The organism is Paenibacillus sp. MMO-58, from assembly GCF_037146255.1.
Classification (GTDB): domain Bacteria; phylum Bacillota; class Bacilli; order Paenibacillales; family Paenibacillaceae; genus Pristimantibacillus.
The window spans coordinates 876,875-899,910 of record NZ_JBBCVY010000001.1 but is presented as its reverse complement, the minus strand read 5'-3'; the positions used below and the strand labels follow the sequence as shown (position 1 = coordinate 899,910).

23 protein-coding genes and 1 riboswitch are annotated in these 23,036 nt (G+C 50.4%); all 23 genes read right to left on the bottom strand.

Annotation, left to right across the window (positions count from 1 at the left end):
• Positions 1-111 precede the first annotated feature (111 nt).
• The 23 genes from WFJ73_RS04120 to lysA all read right to left on the bottom strand — a co-directional run bounded on the left by WFJ73_RS04120 (position 112) and on the right by lysA (position 22,911).
• Positions 112-1,449, bottom strand: coding sequence for an arsenic transporter (locus tag WFJ73_RS04120; RefSeq protein WP_336771819.1), 1,338 nt, complete (start codon positions 1,447-1,449; stop codon positions 112-114).
• A gap of 705 nt (positions 1,450-2,154) precedes the next feature.
• On the bottom strand, positions 2,155-3,615 hold the full coding sequence (locus WFJ73_RS04115; RefSeq protein WP_336771818.1) for a HAMP domain-containing sensor histidine kinase: 1,461 nt from the start codon (positions 3,613-3,615) through the stop codon (positions 2,155-2,157).
• Positions 3,615-4,331 (bottom strand): response regulator transcription factor, encoded by a 717-nt coding sequence (locus WFJ73_RS04110; protein WP_336771817.1) that lies wholly within the window; start codon positions 4,329-4,331, stop codon positions 3,615-3,617. Before WFJ73_RS04110 ends, WFJ73_RS04115 begins: the two co-directional genes overlap by 1 nt.
• Positions 4,332-4,369: 38 nt before the next feature.
• Complete coding sequence (ccsA, locus tag WFJ73_RS04105) at positions 4,370-5,629, bottom strand: cytochrome c biogenesis protein CcsA (protein ID WP_336771816.1); 1,260 nt, start codon at positions 5,627-5,629, stop codon at positions 4,370-4,372.
• Positions 5,626-7,293 (bottom strand): cytochrome c biogenesis protein ResB, encoded by a 1,668-nt coding sequence (gene resB, locus WFJ73_RS04100; RefSeq protein ID WP_336771815.1) that lies wholly within the window; start codon positions 7,291-7,293, stop codon positions 5,626-5,628. Before resB ends, ccsA begins: the two co-directional genes overlap by 4 nt.
• A gap of 21 nt (positions 7,294-7,314) precedes the next feature.
• Positions 7,315-7,842, bottom strand: coding sequence for a redoxin domain-containing protein (locus WFJ73_RS04095; RefSeq protein WP_127494251.1), 528 nt, complete (start codon positions 7,840-7,842; stop codon positions 7,315-7,317).
• A 91-nt stretch (positions 7,843-7,933) separates the two neighbouring features.
• Positions 7,934-8,677 carry a pseudouridine synthase gene (locus WFJ73_RS04090; RefSeq protein WP_336772128.1) on the bottom strand — a complete coding sequence of 248 codons (744 nt, stop codon included), beginning with the start codon at positions 8,675-8,677 and terminating at the stop codon, positions 7,934-7,936.
• Between the two features lie 55 nt (positions 8,678-8,732).
• Positions 8,733-9,266, bottom strand: a complete 534-nt coding sequence (locus tag WFJ73_RS04085) for a spore maturation protein (RefSeq protein ID WP_336771814.1) — start codon at positions 9,264-9,266, stop codon at positions 8,733-8,735.
• Positions 9,259-9,957 (bottom strand): nucleoside recognition domain-containing protein, encoded by a 699-nt coding sequence (locus WFJ73_RS04080; protein WP_336771813.1) that lies wholly within the window; start codon positions 9,955-9,957, stop codon positions 9,259-9,261. The genes WFJ73_RS04085 and WFJ73_RS04080 overlap by 8 nt, the downstream gene beginning before the upstream one ends.
• Before the next feature lie 98 nt (positions 9,958-10,055).
• Complete coding sequence (locus tag WFJ73_RS04075) at positions 10,056-11,183, bottom strand: D-alanyl-D-alanine carboxypeptidase family protein (protein ID WP_442955923.1); 1,128 nt, start codon at positions 11,181-11,183, stop codon at positions 10,056-10,058.
• Positions 11,184-11,349: 166 nt separating this feature from the next.
• Positions 11,350-11,826, bottom strand: a complete 477-nt coding sequence (ytfJ, locus tag WFJ73_RS04070; protein WP_336771812.1) for a GerW family sporulation protein — start codon at positions 11,824-11,826, stop codon at positions 11,350-11,352.
• Positions 11,827-11,960: 134 nt separating this feature from the next.
• On the bottom strand, positions 11,961-12,650 hold the full coding sequence (locus WFJ73_RS04065; RefSeq protein ID WP_336771811.1) for a DUF2953 domain-containing protein: 690 nt from the start codon (positions 12,648-12,650) through the stop codon (positions 11,961-11,963).
• Positions 12,651-12,857: 207 nt separating this feature from the next.
• Complete coding sequence (locus WFJ73_RS04060; protein WP_336771810.1) at positions 12,858-13,706, bottom strand: MetQ/NlpA family ABC transporter substrate-binding protein; 849 nt, start codon at positions 13,704-13,706, stop codon at positions 12,858-12,860.
• A 45-nt stretch (positions 13,707-13,751) separates the two neighbouring features.
• Positions 13,752-14,429 (bottom strand): methionine ABC transporter permease, encoded by a 678-nt coding sequence (locus tag WFJ73_RS04055; protein WP_336771809.1) that lies wholly within the window; start codon positions 14,427-14,429, stop codon positions 13,752-13,754.
• A complete protein-coding gene (locus WFJ73_RS04050) occupies positions 14,426-15,421 on the bottom strand; it encodes a methionine ABC transporter ATP-binding protein (protein ID WP_336772126.1) in 996 nt (331 codons plus the stop codon). Before WFJ73_RS04050 ends, WFJ73_RS04055 begins: the two co-directional genes overlap by 4 nt.
• A gap of 225 nt (positions 15,422-15,646) precedes the next feature.
• Positions 15,647-16,267 carry an SMC-Scp complex subunit ScpB gene (gene scpB, locus WFJ73_RS04045; protein WP_336771808.1) on the bottom strand — a complete coding sequence of 207 codons (621 nt, stop codon included), beginning with the start codon at positions 16,265-16,267 and terminating at the stop codon, positions 15,647-15,649.
• Positions 16,236-17,015 carry a segregation and condensation protein A gene (locus WFJ73_RS04040; RefSeq protein WP_336771807.1) on the bottom strand — a complete coding sequence of 260 codons (780 nt, stop codon included), beginning with the start codon at positions 17,013-17,015 and terminating at the stop codon, positions 16,236-16,238. The genes scpB and WFJ73_RS04040 overlap by 32 nt, the downstream gene beginning before the upstream one ends.
• 76 nt (positions 17,016-17,091) lie before the next feature.
• Complete coding sequence (gene ribH / locus WFJ73_RS04035) at positions 17,092-17,562, bottom strand: 6,7-dimethyl-8-ribityllumazine synthase (RefSeq protein ID WP_015843951.1); 471 nt, start codon at positions 17,560-17,562, stop codon at positions 17,092-17,094.
• A gap of 42 nt (positions 17,563-17,604) precedes the next feature.
• A complete protein-coding gene (ribB, locus tag WFJ73_RS04030) occupies positions 17,605-18,762 on the bottom strand; it encodes a 3,4-dihydroxy-2-butanone-4-phosphate synthase (protein ID WP_336771806.1) in 1,158 nt (385 codons plus the stop codon).
• A 38-nt stretch (positions 18,763-18,800) separates the two neighbouring features.
• On the bottom strand, positions 18,801-19,472 hold the full coding sequence (gene ribE, locus WFJ73_RS04025) for a riboflavin synthase (protein ID WP_336771805.1): 672 nt from the start codon (positions 19,470-19,472) through the stop codon (positions 18,801-18,803).
• A gap of 15 nt (positions 19,473-19,487) precedes the next feature.
• Entirely contained in the window at positions 19,488-20,594 is a 1,107-nt protein-coding gene (gene ribD / locus WFJ73_RS04020) for a bifunctional diaminohydroxyphosphoribosylaminopyrimidine deaminase/5-amino-6-(5-phosphoribosylamino)uracil reductase RibD (protein WP_336771804.1), read from the bottom strand.
• 264 nt (positions 20,595-20,858) lie between these two features.
• Positions 20,859-21,066, bottom strand: a riboswitch (FMN riboswitch).
• Positions 21,067-21,097: 31 nt separating this feature from the next.
• Positions 21,098-21,529, bottom strand: coding sequence for a peptidylprolyl isomerase (locus WFJ73_RS04015; protein WP_127494281.1), 432 nt, complete (start codon positions 21,527-21,529; stop codon positions 21,098-21,100).
• Positions 21,530-21,582: 53 nt separating this feature from the next.
• Positions 21,583-22,911, bottom strand: coding sequence for a diaminopimelate decarboxylase (gene lysA / locus WFJ73_RS04010; RefSeq protein ID WP_336771803.1), 1,329 nt, complete (start codon positions 22,909-22,911; stop codon positions 21,583-21,585).
• Positions 22,912-23,036 lie beyond the last annotated feature (125 nt).

Here is a 23,036-nt window from a genome sequence, read left to right as displayed (position 1 = left end):
AAACCCAAGCTTATGGCTTACCGCTCTCATAAACTGATGATGTGTATCCCGCGACCTTCCTACCCGAAGGTCATTTTTTATTTTCCGCCGGGTACTTGCGCCAATCTGCCATCAGAACAACCACGATACCCAGAAGCTTAACAAAATTAACGTGACGATAACGGTAATCGGTATGACGACTATCGTAACTTTCAAGTACTGGCCCCAGCTTATTTTAACGCCGCCTTTTCTAATTATGTGCATCCACATAATCGTAGCAAGCGTGCCTATCGGAAGGATAAGCGATCCCATATCGCTGCCGATGACACTTGCAAGATATGAGATCTTAAGCGTAATCGGATCAAGACCCATATTCGTTAACGTCAAGGTTCCTACCATTAATGCCGGGTGATTGTTGAACAGGTTGGACAGGATCGTTAGCAGCACCCCCATCAGGACGCTGGCATGCAATAGACTGCCGGCGACAATCGGCTGCAAGAAATGAATAAGCCACTCCGTAAGTCCAAGATTTCGCAGGCCATAGATGATAACGTACATCCCGAATGCAAAAATGAGTATATACCAAGGCGTTTTCTTTATCATATCCACAGGGGGAATCTTCAAATAAATCCATCGCCAAGCGAGCAGCATAGCAGATCCGATAACCGCCATTAAAGATACCGGGAAGTGAATATATGAAGCAACAAACAGGCTTGCACGCACGAAAAAAACGAATATCAGCACATTGCGCATAAATTTCGTGCTTCTTACTACAACTTCGTTGGATTCTCCCTTAAGTGGATGACCGCCTGGTTTTAAGTTCCACGGTGCTACTGGAGGCAGTTTTTTCGGAAGGGTACGATAAAAAAGCAAAAAGAGGAGAACGGTCAGCAGTACGAGGCCAAGGGAAGCAGGAACAAACATCATTGCCGTATGCATATAGAGGTCCATATGAACGATCTTAAGAGCAATGAGATTGACGATATTGCTGACTCCGATCGGAGCGCTGGATGCTGTCGCGATAAGTGCGCCGGAAATCAAATAGGGTATTTTTTGATGATTTTTAAGTCCCATGCTTTTAAGCAGCATTAATAAAATAGGTGTCGTAATGAGAATACTGCCATCGTTATTAACGAATAGCGTCATTAGAAAACAAAATAGGTTCGTCAGCCAAAATAACCGGATGCCTGATCCCCTTGCTTTCCGAACCAAAAGCTCGGCAGCCCATTGAAAAAAACCAAAGCTTTCTAACACAATTGCCATTACGATCGTTGCGATAATCGTTATGGCTGCTCCACTGATCGTTTCCGTGATCTCTCCCAGGTTGGCCAAAGATACGGTTCCGGTTAAAAGTACGATAACGGCTCCCACGGATGCCGGAATTGCTTCATTAATATTGGGTTTCCAGAATATAAAACCAATCGTAAGGAAGAAGGTACAAATGGTAATGATCGTCATTAAATCATTCATGCTCTAACCTCTCTTCATGCTCAACTCACTCATTTCATTATTAATCTAGAAATCTAGCTTTTCTTGCTTTCATAGATGCACTCCCTTCACTCGAATTGGTTATAAGTAACGATATACTGTATTTATATGTACATGATAAATAGCTCGTACTGGTCTATCACCCGAGCTCTATGAAAACCATCTTCTATCTGTCATTGATAGATATCCCCTAATGATATTTACCGGGTATCCCATTTTATCTGGGGGCTGATCGGATTCGTTAGCGGTTTCGTGATTGGACTGGCCATCGAGTTGGCTGTGAATAAGAAAAAACTAAAATGTACTTCCGACCGTAAAAGCGAAGTTGCTTTTGCTTTTGCTTCGCTCTTCCCCGCCACACCACTTCATGGTGTGGCATTTGTCTTTTCGCGGCCAGCGCGAAGCGCGCACGGCCGAGGGGCTCGCGAGGGGTGAGGGGGAACGCTCCTCTCGGAGCGCAGCGTCCGCCTTTGTCGTGTCCATTGCCTACTTCAGCCCAATTCCAATCCAAGGCAATGGACTGACAACAGCGGCCGATACCCCCGTTCCCCGAGCCATCCAGCCCCTCCTCCCGCACGACAAGCACACCGCCGCGAAACAACAAAAACCACGCCATGTTCCACGAACAACAAGATTAATCCCCCTCATTCAACAAAAAAACGCTCCCCGAAGGGAGCGTTTTGACATCTATTGATTGGATTCGACAGGCAGCAGCAAGGTGAATGTCGTGCCTTTTCCAAGGACGCTGTCGACCTCAATGCGGCCGTTATGCTGCGTAATAATGTTTTTTACGATGGCAAGTCCAAGTCCCGTGCCGCCCGATGCACCGCGTTTGCGGGCCTTGTCGGCTTTGTAGAACCGTTCGAAGATATAAGGCACATCCTCGCTTGGGATACCTTGCCCTTCATCCGCTACAATCAGCTTAACGAACTTAAGGTTGTTGATCGTCGCCGTCTGGCCGGCAATCTTAATGGATTTGCCGGCTGGCGTATGACGAAGCGCGTTATCCATCAGATTCGTCAGTACCTGCTCAATCCGGTCTTCATCCGCTTCGCGTACGGCAAGCGGCGTATCCGGAAGATCGGCAATCAAGCTGACGTCCCGTTCCTTCGCATACACCTGGAACTTCCGGTGAACCCGGCGGATGACATTGCGCAGATCGAATTCCTGCAGGCTAAGCTCAACGTGACCGGCTTCCATCCGTGCCATGTCAAGAAAGTCGTTAACGAGTCTGCCCATCCGAAGGGACTCATCGTAGATAACCTGGACGAGCTCTTTTCTCTCTTCCGGCGAAGCAACGATATCATCGAGCAGCGCTTCGCTGTAGCCCTGCAGCATGGAGAGCGGCGTTCGGATCTCGTGCGAAACATTCGCGACAAAATCCCGGCGCAGCTTCTCGAGCTTATGCTCCTCCGTTACATTCCGGATGACGGCAACCGCACCGCGGACTACGCCGTCATTTTGCAGAGGAGCCATTACTACCGACCATACGTTGTTAATAACCTGTACTTTATTGGTACAGTCGCGTCCGGATTGCATCACGCGCTCAAACGTGTCGCGCAGAGGCCCGGGCACGCTGTGAAACGGAGGTGCTTCTTCCTCTTCCCAATCGATGTCCATCTCCAGATCGGACCACCGGCTTACCAGCATATGACCAGGCGGGTTCGTCAGAATGACTTCCCCATCGGCATCGAACGTAATCACCGCATCACCCATACTCCGCAATATGCTGGACAGATGCTCTTTCTCATGATTCAAGTCATCAATCAGCGTACCTAGTTGCTCGGTCATATGGTTAAAGGTTTTAGCCAGGTCACCGATCTCATCCGAAGACCTGATTTGTACTCGCGTCTTATAATTGCCTCCCGCGATGGAATCTGCTGCTCTCTTCAACTGAAGCAAGGGCTGTTGAATCCTCGAAGACAAGAAGAACGCAAAAAAGGTTGAAAGCAGAAAGCCCAGAATCGCCACCACGATAAACAGCACTTTAATCTGATGCTGGGAATCTTTAAAGGCAATATCGATATACTGGAGCAGGAACGTCCCGAGAATAACAAGGACAAGGGCGACGAGAAACATAATCGTCCACCACAGCTTCCCGACCACCGTATGCAGGGCGAAATGCCCCCAGCGCTTCAGCAGCCTCATTACTTCGGCACCTCAAGCTTGTATCCTACGCCCCATACCGTTGTAATCATCGAAGCCGCATCGGGCGATACTTTGTTCAATTTCTCGCGAAGACGTTTCACATGAGTATCAACCGTCCGAAGATCGCCAAAGAACTCATAGTTCCATACATCCTTCAGCAGCTCTTCGCGCGAGAAGACTTTGTCAGGCGATACGGCCAGGTAATGAAGCAGCTCGTACTCCTTTGGCGTTAAGCTGACCTCTTGTCCGCCGGCCGATACGCGGTGCGCATCATGCTCGATAACAAGGTGAGGAAATACGATGTTGTTGCTCGAGTTCACTTCTTTTGTCAAAAAGGCCGTAGCCGACGAGCGGCGCAAAATCGCCTTCACCCGGTAGATGACCTCGCGAGGACTAAACGGCTTCACGACATAGTCGTCGGCGCCAACTTCAAATCCTTGCACCCGGTTCATCTCTTCCCCTTTGGCTGTCAGCATAATAACCGGCGTTGCTTTTACTTGCCGCAAACGGGAGCACACCTCCACGCCGTCAATGCCCGGAAGCATGACATCGAGCAGAATCAGCGCATAATCGGTTACGGTAGCGAGCCGAAGCGCCGACTCACCGTCTTCCGCTTCATCGATTAAATAGCCTTCCTTCTCCAAATACATTTTCAGCAAACGACGAATCCGTTCCTCGTCATCTACCACAAGAATACGGCTTGCATAGTCGGACATGCGGTGTTGCTCCTTTCAAAACAATTTCATAAGAATTATTATACGCCTGCGTAGGAGTGTAAACCAGCGATGACAAGGTTAACCCCAACCAGGGTGAATAGAATAACGACAAAGCCGATAACCGCGAGCCAAGAAGAACGTTTGCCCTGCCAGCCGCGCGATAAACGGAAATGCAGATAAGCACTGTAGTACAGCCAGGAGATAAGCGCCCATACTTCCTTCGGATCCCAACCCCAGAAGCGGCCCCAGGCGATATTCGCCCAGATCATCGCGAAGATAAGCGCGCCTAACGTAAAGACCGGGAAGCCGATGGCGATTGCCCGATAGCTGATTTCGTCGAGATCATCCGGATCAATATCATCCATAAGCGGATGAATGACGGCTCCGATCCGTTTGCGGAACAAGAGACGAATAAGACCGTACAGAATCGAACCCGCGATAACCGACCAGATAACCGTATTAAGCTTGCGTCCGGCGTTAACGCCTTTCATCCAGCTTGGTGCCTCGAACAGCGGCTTGTCCATGCCCAGGAAAGAATCCATATGATCTGCCGTGCTGTTATAAGGTTTTACGATTGGCGGCAGCGTATATTCCGCCGTATCCGTCGAGGAATGATCCACGCCTTTGCTGTCGATAGTGACATTCTCTTGAGTAAAGGTAGCCTGGTACCCTGCCCCTCTGAAAATAAATACAATCGCGATGAATCCAATGACAAGGACAATCGTATATAAAGAGAATTCTACCCAAAACTGATCCCGTTTAGCTTCCTTCGAGGTTTGCTTGAAATCGACCACCCGAAGCAAGTACATTAGACCGGCAGCAAAACCTACAGCGAAGAAGGCTTCGCCAAGCGCGGCCGTCGTTACGTGCACTTTCAGCCAGATTGAGCTTAACGCCGGAATAAGCGGCTGCACTTCCTGCGGGAATACCGAGGCATAAGCAACAACCAGAACGACAAGCGGCAAAGCGAACATTCCGAGCAGCGGCTTGCGGTAGATCGCGTAGACGATTGTAAACGCGATCATAATAGCCATGCCAAGGAAGGTAATAAACTCATACATGTTGCTTGTCGGGATTTGTCCGCTTCCGATCCAGCGTGTGAAGAAGAAGGTCAGATGAGCAATAAGGCCAAGCGTCGAGGTGACGAACGAGATTCGCGACCAGCGTTGTTCATGCTTAATAGGATCGCGATTGCTCCATTTTTTCCCTGCAATCGTTACCACATAGAACAAGAATGCAAAGCAATACAGGAAGAAGGCGGCGATAAAGGCATCGCTGCTGAAATCGACATAACTCACGCGTTATTCCCTCCGTTATCGAGCGACTTCGGATCTACGTCAATTCCGGATTTCCGGAGTGCGTAAGCCACGTCTGCTCTCATGCCATACCAGTTTTTATTTGTATGCGCGCCAAGCGACAGCTTGCCGTCATCAATACGCAGCCAAATCCGCCGGTGCTGCCAATAAGAGCCAAGCAGCAGGCCAAGCATCGAAATGGCGGCGCCATACCAGACATAAGTCAAAGCTTTATCCTTGCGGACGTTCAGATAAGTGGAGGCTTCGGCGAAATGAACATTTTCCATGCCGTTTACCTTGATCTCCAGTTTGTCCGAGATGGAAGCATTAAGCTTGTCCTGATCAAACTTTTCTTTATCCTTTTGCATCGGGAAATAGATATAAGGCTGGCCTTTCTCAGGCAAGCCGGGACCCGTAATCAAGAAGATAAAAGCAGGCGCATTCGGATCCCGGCTAAGCGTAACGGGTTCCCCGTCTTCACCGATGCCGAATTCCATGTAATTGGCGGCCAGCTTCATTTTGTACGGCCCAAGCGTGTAATCCAGCGGCGCATCCTTCATCGGAAGCTCAAACGGCCCGTAAGAATCTCCCGTTTCCTTATTTATAAGAACAGGACTTACGCTCTTCAGCTTAGGCGTTACGTCGTAATCGAATTGATACAGCTTGATTCCGTCGTATTTAAGAGGATGGTTTACCCGAATCTCCTGTTCCTTCACTTGCTTCAGTACAGGCTCACCCGTTGCGTTGTCTCCGCAGTTGTCGGTGCACTTGTATAATACAGCCTTTGTCTCGTAACGCTTTGCTCGGACCGTACCTTTAAGCTCAGGCGGAAGCTCGTCATCCGTGTAATACTCGACGGTGAACTTCTCGTTCTTCACGAAGTAGTTCGTCCCCTCGATCTGTACGGTATCCCCATCAGGAATACTCACATAGCTGTCCATTTGCCAGCCTGGAAGACTTCGGGCAAGGATAGCCAGCAAGAACAGGATCAGACCGATGTGATTGATATAAGGACCCCAGCGGCTAAAACGGTTCTTCTCGGCAAGCATGGCCGTACCATCCGTATGTATCTTGTAATGTTTTTTCTTCAGATGCGCGGAGAACTGCTTGACCCATTCTTCAGCGTCACCTTCAACCTGACCGTTGTAAACCGCCTTTTGTCTGGTAATGAAACGCAGATGCTTGCGGATTTGCTGCTTGCTGAGCGCTCTATACAGCGGCAGCACGCGGTCGAGACTGCAGATAACTAACGATGTGCCGATCATAACCAGCAGCGTAATAAACCACCATGAGTCGTATGTATGAGACAAGCCTAGCTTATAATAAATCTTGCCGGGCAGCCCGTAGGTTTCCTCGTAATACACGGAAGGCTTGAAATTGTTCAGGAAGGACCCTTCCTGCGGGTAGATCGTACCCAGCATAGCCGTTACCAGCGTGATTACGATTAAGTAAACGGCGATTTTGACGGACGAGAAGAAATTCCAAATTTTATCAATCGGGTTCGGATTGCTCTTCTGCGACCGGCGAGCAACACCGTCGTAACGCATTTCAAGAGGGGCATCGTTCTCTGCGTCTTCCATAAGCGGCTTGCCGCAGCTCTCGCATAAGACCGTTCCAACCGCATTCTGATGCCCGCATTCGCATTTCGTGTTATGTAGCGATAACACCGTGAAACCTCCTAGTCAGCTTTACTGCAGCAGTTTGTCTACACGGGAATCGATGTCCTGCTCGCTCATCCCGCCTACAAATACATCCAGAATGGTCCCGTCCGGCTTGACGAAAAAGGTTGTCGGGTAGGATTCCAGTCCGTATTTCCGCTCCGTCTTTCGGTTCACGTCGCGCAATATCGGATAACTCAGGTCAAATCTGCGCACGAAGTTGTTAACCGTGAGCGTATCTTCGCTTAGGTTAATCGCAAGCACCTCGAGACCCGAGTCCTTCCATTTCTCGAACTGGCGCTCGAACTCCGGCATTTCCTTCACGCAAGGCGGGCAGAAGCTCCCCCAGAAGTTAATGACAACGGCCTTGCCTTTATAATCGGAAAGATTGTGCGTATTGCCCTGCAAATCGGCCAGCGTAAACTCAGGCGGCTGTTCCCCGATCTTCGGGATCCCTTCGTCCCTAGCGGCGAAAAGGGTATTGCCAATGGCATATCCGCCTACAACAAGCACGGCAAGCAGAATGACAATTTGCACCGTTTTTCGATACTTGCCCATTCCCGTCCCATCACCTACATTTCACCATTGATGTCAGCTAATAATACACTCATTATAACGAAAAATGGGCGGCAATAACCGCTGCCGCCGTTTACTTTTTATGAACTTTATGTGTCTTGCGCGCTTGGTCTCTAAGCTCCTTAACCTCAACCGGAGTAAGGTGTCTGAACTGTCCTCTGGCTAGTGTACGAAGTCCAAGTTCGCCGAATTTTACGCGTCTCAGCTTCAGAACCGGATGCTTGATCGCATCAAACATGCGGCGCACCTGACGGTTGCGTCCTTCGTAGATGGTAATGCGGATAGTCGACATATTTTTCTCTTCGTCAATATCCTGGTATTCGACCTCGGCAGGCGCCGTCATGCCATCCTCCAGCATAACGCCCTTCTTCAGCTGGTCCAACAGCGATCCGTGCGGCACTCCTTTTACGGTTGCGTAATAGGTCTTGGGCACGTGATGGCTCGGATGCGTAAGAAGGTTGGCGAACTCCCCGTCATTCGTAAGAAGCAGCAGCCCTTCCGTATCGTAGTCCAAACGTCCGACCGGATACACGCGCTCTCTGATGCCGGGCAAAAAATCAGCCACCACTTTGCGCCCTTGCGGATCCTTGGCGCTTGTGATGACACCTTTTGGCTTATTCAGCATCAAATAGATTTTTTTCTCGCTGCGGATCGGCTTGCCGTTCACCGTAATTTCATCCGTTGCCGGATCCGCTTTTACTCCGAGAGTCGTCACTTTCTCGCCATTCACCTCAACGGCACCGGCAAGAATAAGCTCTTCGCATTTTCGACGGGATGCGACTCCCGCTTGTGCTAATATTTTCTGTAAACGTTCCAATGCTTTCACCTCAACCTCCATCATAACGATATGGGAGGGAAAGCACAAGCGCGAGCTACTTGAATATGTACATGCAGATCACAATTGCGGCCAAAAATCCGACTAAATCCGAGAACAAGCCCACTTTTAAAGCATATTTGGTCTTGCGGATGCCAATTGCGCCAAAATAAACCGTCAGCACGTACAGGGTTGTATCCGTGCTGCCTTGAATGGTGGACGCAATGCGGCCAATCATGGAATCCGGTCCATGCGTGGCGATAAGATCGGCCGTAAAAGCAAGCGAGCCCGCTCCCGTAAGTGGCCGCAAAATGCCAAGAGGCAATACTTCCGTCGGAATGCTGAGCCAATCAAACAATGGACGCACGGCGCCAAGCAGCAAATCCATGGCGCCTGACGCGCGGAACATACTGATGGCTACCATCATGCCAACCAAGGAGGGAATAATGTTAATGGCAGTGCCAAAGCCGTCTTTTGCGCCTTCGACAAAGGTTTCGTATACAGGGACTTTCCGGAACGCCGCATATAAAGGAATAAATACGATAATAGCAGGAATAAGCCAAGCCGAAACGCGGGTAAACCATTCAAACAATGTCGCCACCTCCCTTAACCGTGGAGACGGCCGAAATCGGAGGATCCATTGCGGTATGAGCCGGCAAGGCCTTGCCGGATGTTTTACCCGAGGTCAATTTATTGGCCGGAGGCGGCCCCGACCTCCTGCGGTACCATCGGTCCGCAAGAATAGCGGCACCTGTCGCAACAATGGTTGCCGCAAGCGTCGTACCAACGATCTCCGCAGGATTAGCCGAACCGTAATTCATCCGGATTGCAATTAAAGTAGTAGGAACAAGCGTAATGCTGGACGTATTTAACGCAAGAAGCGTACACATAGCAGGCGTTGCCGTCTCTTGGTCGGGATTAAGCTTTTGCAGCTCCTGCATCGCTTTAATCCCCATTGGTGTGGCGGCGTTGCCTAATCCGAACAGATTAGCGCTTAGGTTGCTCATTATATAGCCCATCGCCGGATGATTGGCCGGAACGTCCGGAAATAACCAGCGCACAACCGGACTCAACAGCTTGGCCATTTTTTTCAGCACCCCTGCATCCTCCGCAATGCGCATCATCCCCAGCCAAAATACCATAATGCTGATTAACCCGAAGCTGATGGTTACCCCGGATTTGGCGCCATCGAATGCCGCCTGCGTCACCGCATCAATCCGTCCGTTAACAGCCGCCACAACCACGCTTATTACAATAAAAAACAACCATATCCAGTTCACCATAATTGGCTTACCTCCCCCGATTAGCCAAGCGTAAACGGCTGCCGATGGTCAGCATTCGTTTCGCGTGCGAAATACATGCCATGTAAATGGCCTATATTTCAAAATAGTGCACCGATAACAGCAGTTATCGAATGTATGAAGCTTTCATGCCCTCTGGAAGCTTTTTTGTAATCAAGAAGCAATGCGGCATCCGACATCGGCTTGCGTTCGGGCAAGCTCATTCTCGCGCTTCCGATATCGTAAACAGGAATGGATCCGATTTTCTGATCGTTTAAATACCATTCAAGCGCACCGCGTTCCCCAAGCTTATAGTTCATCGTTGCCATATCGAGAACGACCAGCCGGGATTGCAGACTGCCCCGCTCCTCTTCGGCTAACGGATAATAAAAGGAATTACCAACCGCTAACGGGTACCCGGCAATCGATTGACCTTTGCTTGCCACTTCCACCAGCGGATAATATTTAAATCCCCAATCCAACATCTGACGGTGATCCACCCAGTCGTCACGGTCATTCAATGTAACGGCAGCGAGCTGCTGTCCGTTGCGCGTCGCCGAGCTTACCAGACAGCGAAGCGCTTTTTTGGTATAACCGGTTTTAACGCCATCCGCACCCTCATACATCGCCAGCATTTTGTTTTTGTTCGTCCAGCTGTATTGCCACTTCTCATGAGGATTCGGGACACTTTTGACCTTGGTGCTCACGATTTCGGAAAATACGGGATTACGGAGCGCGTATGCCGTCAGCTTGGCAAGGTCATTGGCAGATGAGTAATGTCCGTCCACATCCAGACCATGCGGGTTTTTGAATTGAGTATGCGTCAAACCAAGCATTTCGGCTTTCTCGTTCATAAGGTGGACAAAACCTTCCTCCGAGCCTCCTACATGCTCGGCGATTGCCGTTGCCGCATCATTGCCTGAACGCAGCATAAGACCGTATAGCATATTGAGAAGGGTCATTTCCTCACCCAGCTGCAGATAAATGGAAGAGCCTTCTTTGCCAACCGCTCTGCTGCTTGTCTTCACTTGATCTGACAGCTTGCCATGCTCGATCGCAACAATCGCAGTCATGATTTTTGTCAGACTGGCAATTCGCATCGATTGGTCTCCATTCTCGCTGTATAGAATTCTGCCCGACTTCACATCAACCAACGCCGAGGCATTTGCGCTTGTGCGATACGGATTTGGCGCCGCTTGCACGGATGCCGTAAAGCTTGTCCCCCAAATCAAACTTGCTGCCCATAAGGCTATTCCTATCCGGCGAAGCTGTCTTCCTATCACGTCTTTCGCTGCTCCTTTCCTATCGTCAGCCCTCACCTTGTACAGTATATGCTTAGAAGGGGCAAATTAAGACATGCCCTAAAACGAAAAACTGCCCTTGCGGGCAGTTTCCCTAGATGAGGGTGTCGTTACCATCTGTGATATAGTCATGTTCATGTTTGTTGGCTGATGTCCTGAACATATGCTGCACTTTATCGAATACGACAGGAGCCGAATCGATAATGCGCTCCATCAGATGCGTTTGGTTATCAAGCGGTACAATCTTCACGCCATGCGTGCCAACCACAAGAAAGGCAATCGGGGTAATCGAGACGCCTCCGCCGCTGCCGCCGCCAAACGGCCCTGCAACCCCGGCATTATGATGGTTATGGCCATCGGATGACGTCGAAGAGTGATCATGCGAAGCAGAACCGTCAAAGCGGATATCGCTGCCGCCAGCCACGAAGCCGAAGCCAACCTTGGAGATCGGCATAATAATGCTGCCGTCCGGCGTTTGAACAGGATCGCCGACAATCGTGTTAACGTCGACCATCTCTTTGATATTTTCCATTGCGGTCTGCATGAGGCCTTGAATCGGATGTTCTGGCATTGTGACTCCTCCTGAAGTTAATTTGTGTTTGTGCGTTAAGGATGAGGACTCGCCTACACTTTTGGTATTCTGCTCATTCCGGTAACGGACTATGTATGAAACCAAGACGTTAGTCTCTAATTAGCCCTAAGCATTCAAACTTTAAACAGCAAGCTTCGCCAAGCCTGTACGCCTTCTTTGGCATTCCTGAGACGGACTAGGAGGTGCAGGCCTGCCATGATGGCATTGCCCAATCCGATCTTGGCGATACAATTCCATTCCGTTCGGAAGCAGGTCTGCGCATACACTGGCTGCACATCCACGCTCGGCTCGGCCCTCAGCTTCACGAATTGGGATAACACACCCAAGGTCGTTGTTTTTACCGACCATAGCGCACCCGTCGCCATTGCTGTCCACATCGCATCTCCCGTGCCTACGGCAGTCGACCATTTCCACTCTTCCAGCCTGATCTTCGCTAACGTTTGTTTTGCCCAATGAGAGAGGTTGTACGTCAATGCAGCGGCTCGTTTATATTTCTCGATTCCAACCATTACGCGGTGAGTGTCAATTTCATCGTTCTTCTCGTCCTTGTTGCTCATGCCGATGCTCGTACCCATTAAATGCTCATGCAGACGGAGCGCCTTGCCGCTGAAATCAATCGAGCGAATCTTCAGCTTATAGCGCAATAATCCGAAGAGCGCCTTGAAATTGATCTCGATGTCGTCATTTTCCCCATCGCGTCTCATCTCTCCCTGGATCACAACCGGCGACACCAAGGCAATGAGAAGGAAAAGCACAATAATGAGACCGGCCGCGAGTACCCAAATATACGGATAACCGATCATTCCATGCTTCCTCCAGCTTTATGAAAAATAGGTTACTTGTAGTATGGCTCGGCTATCGAATTTCATGCAAAAAAACCCTAGGACACAAGGATCCAAGGGTAAATATGCGAAAAAATTAAAAATAGGCGGTCTCTGTTTGGTAACCTTCTAGATTAATAGACAAAAAATAACCGTACAGATTAATCTGTACGGTTTGTAACGTAACGATTATTTAAACGCAGGAACAATAGCGCCCGCGTATTTGTCTTCAATAAATTTCTTCACATCGGGGGATTGCAGAGCCGCAGCCAGTTTTTTCATGGCATCGGAATCTTTGTTGTCCGGACGGGCAACCAGAATATTCACGTAAGGCGAATCGCTGCCTTCGATGAAGATGGCATCCTTTGTAGGAACAAGATCCGCTTCGAGCGCAAAGTTGGAATTGATCAGAGCAAGATCGACTTCGCCCAAAACGCGCGGAAGAGTAGCAGCTTCGACTTCGGTAATTTTAAGGTTTTTCGGATTTTCGGTAATGTCATGCACGGTTGCGGATACGCCTACGCCGTCTTTCAGCTTGATGACATTATTGGCGGCAAGCAGCTGAAGCGCGCGGCCTCCGTTTGTCGGATCGTTTGGGATAACCACTTTAGCGCCGTCTTTCAGTTCATCCGCGCTTTTGATTTTTTTGGAATAAGCGCCCATTGGCTCAATGTGAACGCCCGCAACGCTTACAAGGTCGTAGCCCTTGTCTTTGTTGAATTGGTCAAGGTACGGCGTGTGCTGGAAGAAGTTTGCGTCCAGTTCTTTCTCGTACAATTGCGTATTCGGCTGAATGTAGTCGTTGAATTCCACAACCTCAAGATTAATGCCTTGTTCCTTCAAGGCAGGTTTGATGAAATTAAGAATTTCCGCGTGCGGCACCGGAGTTGCGCCAACTTTCAAGGTTACTTCTTTTACTTCATTGCCGCCATTGCCGGCAGAAGTGTTGTTTGTGTTGTTCTCTTCCTTCTTAGAACCGCATGCGGATAACGCAATGACAAGCGAAAGGGCAAGCAGGATAAAACCAAATTTCTTCATTTCCTTTTCCTCCATCTTCTGTATGTTGCTTCTATGATGTCCACCTTACTTCCGGCTAAACCGGCGAACCAAATGGTCGCCAACCATCTGCAGGAGTTGAACCAAAATAATGAGCATGGCTACCGTTACGATCATAACGCTCAGCTGGAATCTCTGATAACCGTAGCGCAGGGCAAGGTCACCGAGACCGCCGCCGCCAATAACGCCGGCCATAGCCGTATAAGACACAAGCGTAACCGCCGTAATCGTGATTCCCGCCAGCAAGCCCGGTCTTGCTTCAAGAAGAAGGACGCGTCTAACGATGTCCCATCTGGAAGCGCCCATCGCCTGCGCTGCCTCGATAACGCCCTTGTCCACCTCGCGGAGAGATGTTTCCACCAATCTGGCGAAAAACGGCGCAGCCGCAACGACAAGCGGCGGAATCGTGCCCTGTACGCCTAGCGTCGTACCGGTCAGCAGCTTTGTCATTGGCATGATCAGTATCATTAGAATGACAAACGGTACCGATCGCAGGATATTGACAACAAACGATAATAAACCGTACACGACAGGTTGTTCCAATACCTGCTTTCGTGAGGTCAGGAAAAGTATAATCCCGATTAACAAACCGAGAACGACGGTAAATAACAGCGAAGCTCCAATCATCGTCAAGGTGTCTTTGGTTGCCGGCCAAATATCTTCCCAGCGCACCTGGCTCCAGTCAATTTTTTGCTTCAGCATCATTTCAAATCACCTACTTCCAGCCCTTTCGCCCGAAGCTCGTCAAGCACCTTGTCAATTTCCCCGTTATCGCCGATAAACTCGATGACAAGCTGACCGTAAGGCGTATTCTTCATGCGGGAGACGGTTCCTTGCAGGATCGTAAATTGAACGGAAGTAGATTTGACTGCGTTAAACAGCAGCGGCTCGTACGTAATCTCGCCAACGTAATTGATTTTGATAAGACGGCCGCTCCTCGTGTTAATAAGCTCGCGCGGATCGAAAGAGTCTGCAATCTGGCTGACGAAATCCTTCGTAATCGAATGCTGCGGCTTCAGGAAGACATCGAGGACATCCCCCATCTCGACGATCTCGCCGCCGTCAATAACGGCAACGCGGTCACAGATCGCGCGGATGACATGCATCTCGTGCGTAATGAGCAGAATCGTGATGCCCAGCTTTTGATTAATGTCCATCAGAAGCGATAGAATCGCGTTTGTCGTCTGCGGATCAAGCGCCGAGGTAGCCTCGTCGCACAGCAGCACATCCGGGTTGTTCGCCAGCGCTCGGGCGATCCCCACGCGCTGCTTCTGACCGCCCGAGAGCTGCGCCGGATATTTATCCGCATGCTGCTCCAGCCCGACAAGCTTAAGCAGCTCGTCTACCCGTTGTTTGACGGCAGCCCTTGGCAGCTTCGCAAGCTCAAGCGGGAATGCGATATTATCGCGCACAGTCGCCATCGACAAGAGATTAAAGTGCTGAAAAATCATTCCGATTCTGCGGCGTTCCTTCTGCAGCTGCGTGGACGACAGCCGGGTCAGCTCCACTTCGCCTACCTTCACCGTCCCAGACGTCGGGCGCTCCAGCAAGTTCACGCAACGGAGCAAGGTACTTTTGCCTGCCCCGGAATGTCCGATAATGCCGAATATTTCACCTTTATTAATGGTCAGGCTTATATTTTTAACAGCTTCCACGCTATTTCCGTAAGTTTTTCTTATGTCCAGAAGCTCAATCAGTGGTATTACCTCCTGCTATCCATCGTATGCCATTACTGCTAGAATCCCCTGATCAAACAGGTTCATCCTTTCCTTAATAAAAAGAACAACCGCCATTATAACCAACTTTCAGCTCGATTGTCACTAGATAAAAAAGTAAAAAAGTCCGTTATCCCGCTTCAGCGGGAAATAACGGACCAATTGTTCAACATTTCGACCATTCTTTAGAAAAACCTGACAATCCGATTATTCCTTGTCGTCATGTACCGGAATAAACTCGTCAATCGTTGTTTGGCGTTCGCCCAAACGCTCGAACAGCATTTGCGTCTGTTCCTCGAGCGCCTCTTCGATATCGACTTGTTTAGGCTCCGGCAGGGCTTTAATATTCGGTAATCCAAAATAATCCAGGAATGATTTCGTGGTTCCGTATAAAATCGGCCTGCCGATTGCCTCGGCCCGTCCGACTTCCTCAATTAAGTCCTTGGATACAAGCGATTGAATCGCCCGGTCGCTCTTGACGCCCCGGATCTCCTCAATGTCGATACGGGTAATCGGCTGGCGGTAAGCCACAATGGATAAGGTCTCAAGCGCAGCCTGCGACAGCTGGGAACGCGTTGGCGTATACGCCATGCGTTCAAAGTAGATGGCATGGTCCGGATTCGTTGTCATCCGGTACGCCCCGGCTACCTCCGTTACCTGCACCCCGCGCTGCTCGCGAGCCAGATCCCTGTGAAGGTCATACACAAGATCCGCTGCCAGATCAGCTTCAAGCTGCAAAATATCGGCTAACTGACGTTTGTTTAGTCCTTCGTCGCCTGCCATGAATAACAGGCCTTCAATAATCGATTTCAACTTCGGATAATCCATTGTCCGCCGCTTCTCCTCTCCAATGAATGACGATGTCATCAAACAGCTGATGCTGGAAGCAGCGAATATGTTTCATCTTCATCAGCTCCAGAATAGCAAGGAACGTCACAACAACCTCATGCTTGTTCATATTCTCGCGGATCAGACGGGAGAACCGTACGGTCTCGAACTGCTTCAGGACCTCAACAATGTCCTTAATCCGGTCCTTAACCGAGATTTCATCCCTCTGCACGGTTGCCACGATGTTGCGACGCGCCGCTCTGCGCAGCGCCCGCTGGAATGCGGCAATCAGATCGGAAATATGCAAGCCCTCGAGCGGATTGACGATCTCTTCTTTCATATACGGCGTCATATCATCCGGCTCGCGGGAATAAATAAGGCTGCGCTCCAGTTCCTTCTCCCGAAGCTGCTCTGCAATTTGCTTGAATTTACGATATTCGACCAGCTTCTGAATAAGCTCGTCCCTCGGATCAAGGCCGTCATCCGGCCACTCTTCATAGAAGTCCTCGAATACGGGAGGCTTGGGCAGCAGCTGATTGCTCTTGATGGCCAGCAGCGTTGCCGCCATAACAAGGAACTCGCTTGTCAGATCAAGCTCCAATTCCTTCATCGCATTCAAGTAATCCATGTATTGATCCGTTATTTCACTAATCGAAACCTCGTGGATGTCGATTTCTGACTTATCGATAAGATGAAGCAGCAAATCGAGCGGTCCTTCAAAGGATTCCAACTTGTAGTGCATCGTCACTTCTTACGATCCCCCTGCCATGCGCAAATGGCTGACGTCCTATAACAAGTAACGCAGCATAATTTGAGCTATTACTCTAATTATGCAGTAATTTCGACAAATTTGCCATCTCTATTGCAGAAACTGCCGCTTCATAGCCTTTATTTCCCGCTTTTGTGCCCGCACGCTCAATGGCTTGCTCGATCGAATCCACCGTCAAAACGCCAAAAATCGTTGGCACGCCTGTTTTCAGAGCGATCGCGGCAACGCCTTTCGCAGCTTCATTGCACACGTAATCAAAATGCGGAGTTGACCCCCGGATAACGGCGCCAAGCGTAATAACGGCATCGTACTTTCCGCTTTCCGCCATTTTTTGCGCGATAAGGGGAATTTCGAATGCGCCCGGCACCCACGCGATATCCACATCGTTGTCTTGCGCGCCATGGCGCTTGAAGCCGTCAAGCGCACCGCTGAGCAGCTTACCCGAAATAAACTCGTTAAAACGTCCTACAACTACCCCAAATCGAAGTCCTTCCGATACTACGCTTGCTTCAAATACGTTTGGCATGATAAGCCCTCCTGGTTATTAAGTCTATTATTTTGGCTTGCTTTACTTCCTGCCGCCTTCGCGGATTTCAATCGGTACCCGTTCCACGATCTCGATTCCGTGGCCCTCCAGGCCTCTGATCTTGCGCGGGTTATTCGTGAGCAGCCGCATTTGGCGGACACCCAGATCACGCAAAATTTGAGCACCTACGCCGTAATCGCGAAGATCCATCTTAGGCTTAACCTCTTCTTTGTCCGCGCCTTGATCAAGCTGGGCATAATTCTTAAGCTTGTTTACGAGTCCTTGGCTATCCTGGCGCATATAAAGAAGAATGCCGCTGCCTTCCTCATTGATTTGTTCCAGCGCCGACTGAAGCTGCGGACCGCATTGGCAGCGGTGCGAATGGAAAACATCCCCCGTCAGGCATTCCGAATGAACGCGGACAAGCACCGGCTTATCAGAAGCAATCCGGCCTTTGACAAACGCGATATGCTCTTTGCCGTCTGCCTGGTTAGAGAAGGCAATCGCCCGAAAATCCCCGAAGTCCGTTGGCATGTCAACCTCTACGATGCGGTCGACAAGCTTTTCCATGGCGTTGCGGTAAGCAATCATTCCTTGGATGGTAATCAGCTTCAGGTTATGCTTCTCTTTGAAAGCAATCAGATCCGGAAGGCGAGCCATTGTCCCGTCCTCTTTAATAATCTCGCAAATGACTGCCGCAGGCTCCGAGCCGCACATACGGGCAAGATCGATTCCGGCTTCCGTATGGCCCGCGCGGCGAATGACGCCGCCATCCTTCGCAACAAGCGGGAAAATATGTCCCGGCTTGCGGAAATCCGTTGCTTTCGTTGCCGGGTCAATCAATGCTTTGACCGTTTGCGAGCGCTCGTAAGCCGAGATGCCCGTCGTGGTGGATACGTGGTCCACGGATACCGTAAAAGCCGTGCCGTGATAGTCCGTATTATGCTGAACCATCGGCGGCAGATCAAGCTGCTCTGCACGCTCCCGCGTGATAGGGACACAGACCAAGCCGCGTGCTTCCGTAATCATGAAATTAATAACTTCTGGTGACGCGGTCTCCGCCAGGGCAATCAAATCTCCCTCATTCTCGCGGTCCTCATCGTCCACTACGATAATCGGCTTGCCGGCCTTCAAATCCTCCAGCGCGGCTTCCATCAAGTCAAACACATTTTCTTGTTGTTCCAGCTCTTGCCTATTCATCAATTTCCCTCCCTGCTATCCGGTTATTACCCTCGTATTTACAGAAAACCATTCTCGCTTAAAAAAGCTGCGCTAAGCTTTGATTCGCTCCGCCCGGAAGAACCCGGTCTGCCGGCTGGTTTGTAATGAAGCAGATGATCGACGTATTTGCCGATGACATCGCATTCGATATTGACCGAATCGCCGGCTTTCTTGTTCATCAGCGCGGTTTCCCCCAACGTATGCGGGATCACCGATACCGAGAAGCCAGTGGCGTTGGTGCCGACCACCGTTAGACTGATTCCATCTATCGTAATAGAGCCCTTCGGAATGACATACCGCATCATTTCGTCGTCAGACAGCCGTATGGCGAACACAACCGCATTCGCATCCGTCTCCCGGCCGGTGATCATGCCGACTCCGTCGACATGCCCCTGCACGATATGACCGCCGAACCGGCCCCCGGCCATCATCGCCCTCTCCAGATTCACGTCCTGGCCCGGCCGGAGCTGATGCAGATTGGATTTCCGGTAGGTCTCCGGCATCACGTCCGCATCAAACGATGTCCGGTCGAAAGCTATGACGGTTAAACACACGCCGTTTACGGAAATGCTGTCGCCAAGGGCAACGCCTTCCGTCACCTTTGAAGCTTCTACCGTCAGAACCATCGCTTCGCCTTGCTTCTTAACCCGTCTTAAAGTGCCAACTTCCTCAATCAGGCCGGTAAACACGGGCACTCCCCCAATCTATTCATTACCGTATACCGGATATCCCGATATGCAAATATCTTCTCCTGCCATTTCCACCTTCACATTGTCCAGTTCAATGGCCTGCGACATCTTCTCGAACCCGGCGAACGTAAAGGTGCCGGGAGAGTCAAATCCGCCGATAATCTTGGTTGCCATGTAGATCATAATCTTATCGATCAATCCGGCTGCCAGCATAGCGCCGTTAAGCTTGCCGCCGCCCTCCAGCAAAATCGAACCGATCTCCAGCTCGCCAAGCTTGCGCATCGCTTCAGCCAGATCAACCTGTTCTCCGTCGCCGCATCGGATGACTTCAATGCCGGCATCGGTCAGTGCCTTTTCGCGCGCCGGATCAGCCTTCGCGGATGCGAGTACAATCGTGCGGGATAAGCCGTCCGTCACTATCCTTGCGTCCAGCGGCAGCCGAAGCTTGCTGTCCACAATAATCCGAACCGGATGAATCGCCGGAACTGCCGCTCGGGTCGTAAGCTGAGGATCATCCGCCAGCAAAGTCCCGATGCCCACCATAATCGCCTCGTGCTGGTGGCGCAGCGTATGCACCTGTTCGCGTGCGGCTGAGCCCGTAATCCATCGGCTGTCTCCCGTATGGGAAGCGATTTTGCCATCCAGCGTGCTTGCCGTCTTCAGCGTTACGTAAGGCAGCCGGGACGTAATGTACTTGTTGAATTTCTCGTTCATGCTCCGGGATTGCTCCTCAAGCAGTCCAACCTCGACCTCGATGCCTTCCTCCCGGAGACGCGCGATCCCTCTGCCCGCAACTTGCGGATTGGGATCCGTTGTCGCCACAACTACGCGAGCAGCCTTCGCATTAATAATGCGCTCGCAGCATGGCGGTGTTTTGCCGTAATGGCTGCACGGCTCTAGCGTTACATACACCGTTGCCCCTTCCGCTTCGTCGCCGGCCATCTGCAGCGCGTGTACCTCTGCATGACCTGTTCCCCGCTTAAGGTGGGTACCAACGCCAATAATGCGTCCATCCTTCACGACAACGCAGCCAACAACCGGATTAATGCCGGTCTGCCCGGAGGCTTTGCCGGCTAGTTCAAGAGCAAGACTCATATAATACGAATCGTTTAAAATTTCCATAAAATGCAAAACACCCCCATTAGCCAGCTTAGCCAACGGGGGTGGGAAAAATAACCATTTCATGCTTGCAAAAAGAAACTGTTCAAACGCAAACGTCCCTGCAGTCCCAATTTTGGAACCGCAACGTTTCGCGGATGAAATATAAGTCCAGTATAAAAATATAAAGAATGTATACTTTCTTATATTTCAAACAAACCTATCTCTCTTGTGAAAATAAGCACAAGAAAAATAAGCATGAACGCTCATACGCAAACGCATCAAATGTGTCCCCTTCTCCCATCCAGACTATACTGTCGGTCCCGGATTTGCACCAGGTCCACCGTTCCTTCCCGCGCAATGCGATGAATCGCTCTTGCATGGGATGGCCCGGGTCACGGACTGACGAGTAAGCGCCGCACGCAGGTGATTCCTGTTGTGCAAGCGCCGCTCGATCACCGCCGGTTGGGATTTTCACCCTGCCCCGAAGGTAAGCCACAAACTATAAATTTGTTAGTATCTTAACATTAAACTTCGTAAACTTCAACCTTTTGCATTTTATCGCGTCCTTTGAACGCGTCAACATGCTCCATGCCTTTAGCAACTTTGCCAAAAACGGTATGTTGGCCGTCAAGATGAGGCTGTGGCTGATAGCAGATGTAGAATTGGCTTCCGCCTGTGTTACGGCCTGCGTGTGCCATAGCGAGAGTACCGCGTTCATGCTTGTTCGGGTTGATCTCGCAGTTGATGGTGTAGCCAGGACCGCCAGTGCCTGTGCCGTTAGGGCAGCCGCCTTGCGCAACGAAACCAGGGATAACGCGGTGGAATACCACGCCGTTATAGAAGCCTTCGTTTGCAAGTTTTTCGAAGTTTGCTACCGTATTTGGAGCATCTTGGTCGAACAGATCGAGAATAACCTCTGCGCCGTTCTCAAGTGTGATTTTTGCTTGTTTAGCCATGTCTAACATCTACCTTTCTATGTCGAATAAGACTACGTTACCAAAAATCTCCCTCACTTAGCAAGCGATTTGAGAAGTCTTGCCGGAATTACGTCGTTGCCGACGATATTTTCGAGCGATTCGCGCTGCACAACGAGGTCGGATTGGCCGTCTTTTACGAAGACAACGGCAGGACGGCGGAAACGGTTGTAGTTGCTCGCCATCGAGTAGTTATAAGCGCCTGTGCAGGATACGGCAAGCAGGTCGCCCGTTTCCGCTTTTGGCAGCTCAAGGTCGATAATAAGCTTGTCGCCGCTCTCGCAAGCTTTGCCCGCGATTGTAACGGTTTCCGTATTGGCTTCGTTCGCGCGATTCGCCAGAATCGCTTCGTAACGGGATTGATACAGAGCCGGACGAGGATTATCCATCATGCCGCCGTCCACCGCGATATATTTGCGAACGCCCGGAATATCTTTCATTGTGCCGACGGTATACAGAGTTGTGCCCGCATCGCCTACGATACTGCGTCCCGGCTCAACCCAAATTTCAGGCAGCGGGAAGTTTGCGGCGGAGAAATTCGAAATAACCGCGTCGGTAATGGCAGCCACGTATTGAGCTACCGGAAGCGGAGTATCGCCTTCCACGTAACGGATGCCAAAGCCGCCGCCAAGGTTGATCACCTTGAAGCTTAGTCCCAGCTCGTCGCGGATTTGAACGGCGAAAGCCACAACCTTGTCAACCGCCATGCGGAAACCGTCGACTTCGAAAATCTGGGAACCGATATGGGAATGAACGCCCAAAATTTCGAGATTCGAAAGCTGAAGTGCTTCCTGAATGGCCTGCTTCGCGGCGCCGTTGCCGAGGTCAAAGCCAAACTTCGAGTCTTCCTGGCCAGTCGAAATATATTCATGCGTATGCGCTTCTACGCCCGGCGTAATACGGAACAGGATTTTTACTTTTTTGCCTTTGTCTGCCGCAAGCGCGTTCAGCAGGTGCAGCTCGACAAAGTTGTCTACAACGAAGCACCCGATATTGGCGTCCAGCGCCATGTTGATTTCGTCCGGCGTTTTGTTGTTACCGTGAAAATGGATGCGGGCTGCAGGAAAGCCTGCTTGCAGAGCAGTATACAGCTCTCCGTCGGATACAACGTCGAGCGACAAGCCCTCTTGATCGGCAATAGCGCACATCGCCATAACCGAGAACGCTTTGCTAGCGTAGGCAACCTGGAATTTCAGGCCGGATTCCTTAAATGCGGATACGTATTCATTCGCCCGTTGACGAATAAGCGTCTCGTCGACAATGTAGAGCGGCGTGCCGTACTCTTTCGCTAAATCCGTTACATCAACTCCGCCAATCTCCAAATGTCCCTGGGCATTAATTTTGCTTGTGCCATGTAAGTACACGAATTATGCTCCCCCTCAGATATCTACTACAGGAACGTAATAGAAGTTGATTACGATTTGCACCAATAGCCACAGTATATCGCAATCTACTCTTGAGAGAAATGGATAAATTCACATTTGATTTG

What these genes read in the sequence shown, in the direction of transcription:
- WFJ73_RS04120 (WP_336771819.1), bottom strand. Translation starts at nt 1,449, where the DNA reads ATGAATGATTTAATGACGATCATTACCATTTGTACCTTCTTCCTTACG.
- WFJ73_RS04115 (WP_336771818.1), bottom strand. Translation starts at nt 3,615, where the DNA reads ATGAGGCTGCTGAAGCGCTGGGGGCATTTCGCCCTGCATACGGTGGTC.
- WFJ73_RS04110 (WP_336771817.1), bottom strand. Translation starts at nt 4,331, where the DNA reads ATGTCCGACTATGCAAGCCGTATTCTTGTGGTAGATGACGAGGAACGG.
- WFJ73_RS04095 (WP_127494251.1), bottom strand. Translation starts at nt 7,842, where the DNA reads ATGGGCAAGTATCGAAAAACGGTGCAAATTGTCATTCTGCTTGCCGTG.
- WFJ73_RS04080 (WP_336771813.1), bottom strand. Translation starts at nt 9,957, where the DNA reads ATGGTGAACTGGATATGGTTGTTTTTTATTGTAATAAGCGTGGTTGTG.
- ytfJ (WP_336771812.1), bottom strand. Translation starts at nt 11,826, where the DNA reads ATGCCAGAACATCCGATTCAAGGCCTCATGCAGACCGCAATGGAAAAT.
- WFJ73_RS04065 (WP_336771811.1), bottom strand. Translation starts at nt 12,650, where the DNA reads ATGATCGGTTATCCGTATATTTGGGTACTCGCGGCCGGTCTCATTATT.
- WFJ73_RS04060 (WP_336771810.1), bottom strand. Translation starts at nt 13,706, where the DNA reads ATGAAGAAATTTGGTTTTATCCTGCTTGCCCTTTCGCTTGTCATTGCG.
- WFJ73_RS04055 (WP_336771809.1), bottom strand. Translation starts at nt 14,429, where the DNA reads ATGATGCTGAAGCAAAAAATTGACTGGAGCCAGGTGCGCTGGGAAGAT.
- scpB (WP_336771808.1), bottom strand. Translation starts at nt 16,267, where the DNA reads ATGGATTATCCGAAGTTGAAATCGATTATTGAAGGCCTGTTATTCATG.
- ribH (WP_015843951.1), bottom strand. Translation starts at nt 17,562, where the DNA reads ATGCCAAACGTATTTGAAGCAAGCGTAGTATCGGAAGGACTTCGATTT.
- ribB (WP_336771806.1), bottom strand. Translation starts at nt 18,762, where the DNA reads ATGAATAGGCAAGAGCTGGAACAACAAGAAAATGTGTTTGACTTGATG.
- ribD (WP_336771804.1), bottom strand. Translation starts at nt 20,594, where the DNA reads ATGGAAATTTTAAACGATTCGTATTATATGAGTCTTGCTCTTGAACTA.
- WFJ73_RS04015 (WP_127494281.1), bottom strand. Translation starts at nt 21,529, where the DNA reads ATGGCTAAACAAGCAAAAATCACACTTGAGAACGGCGCAGAGGTTATT.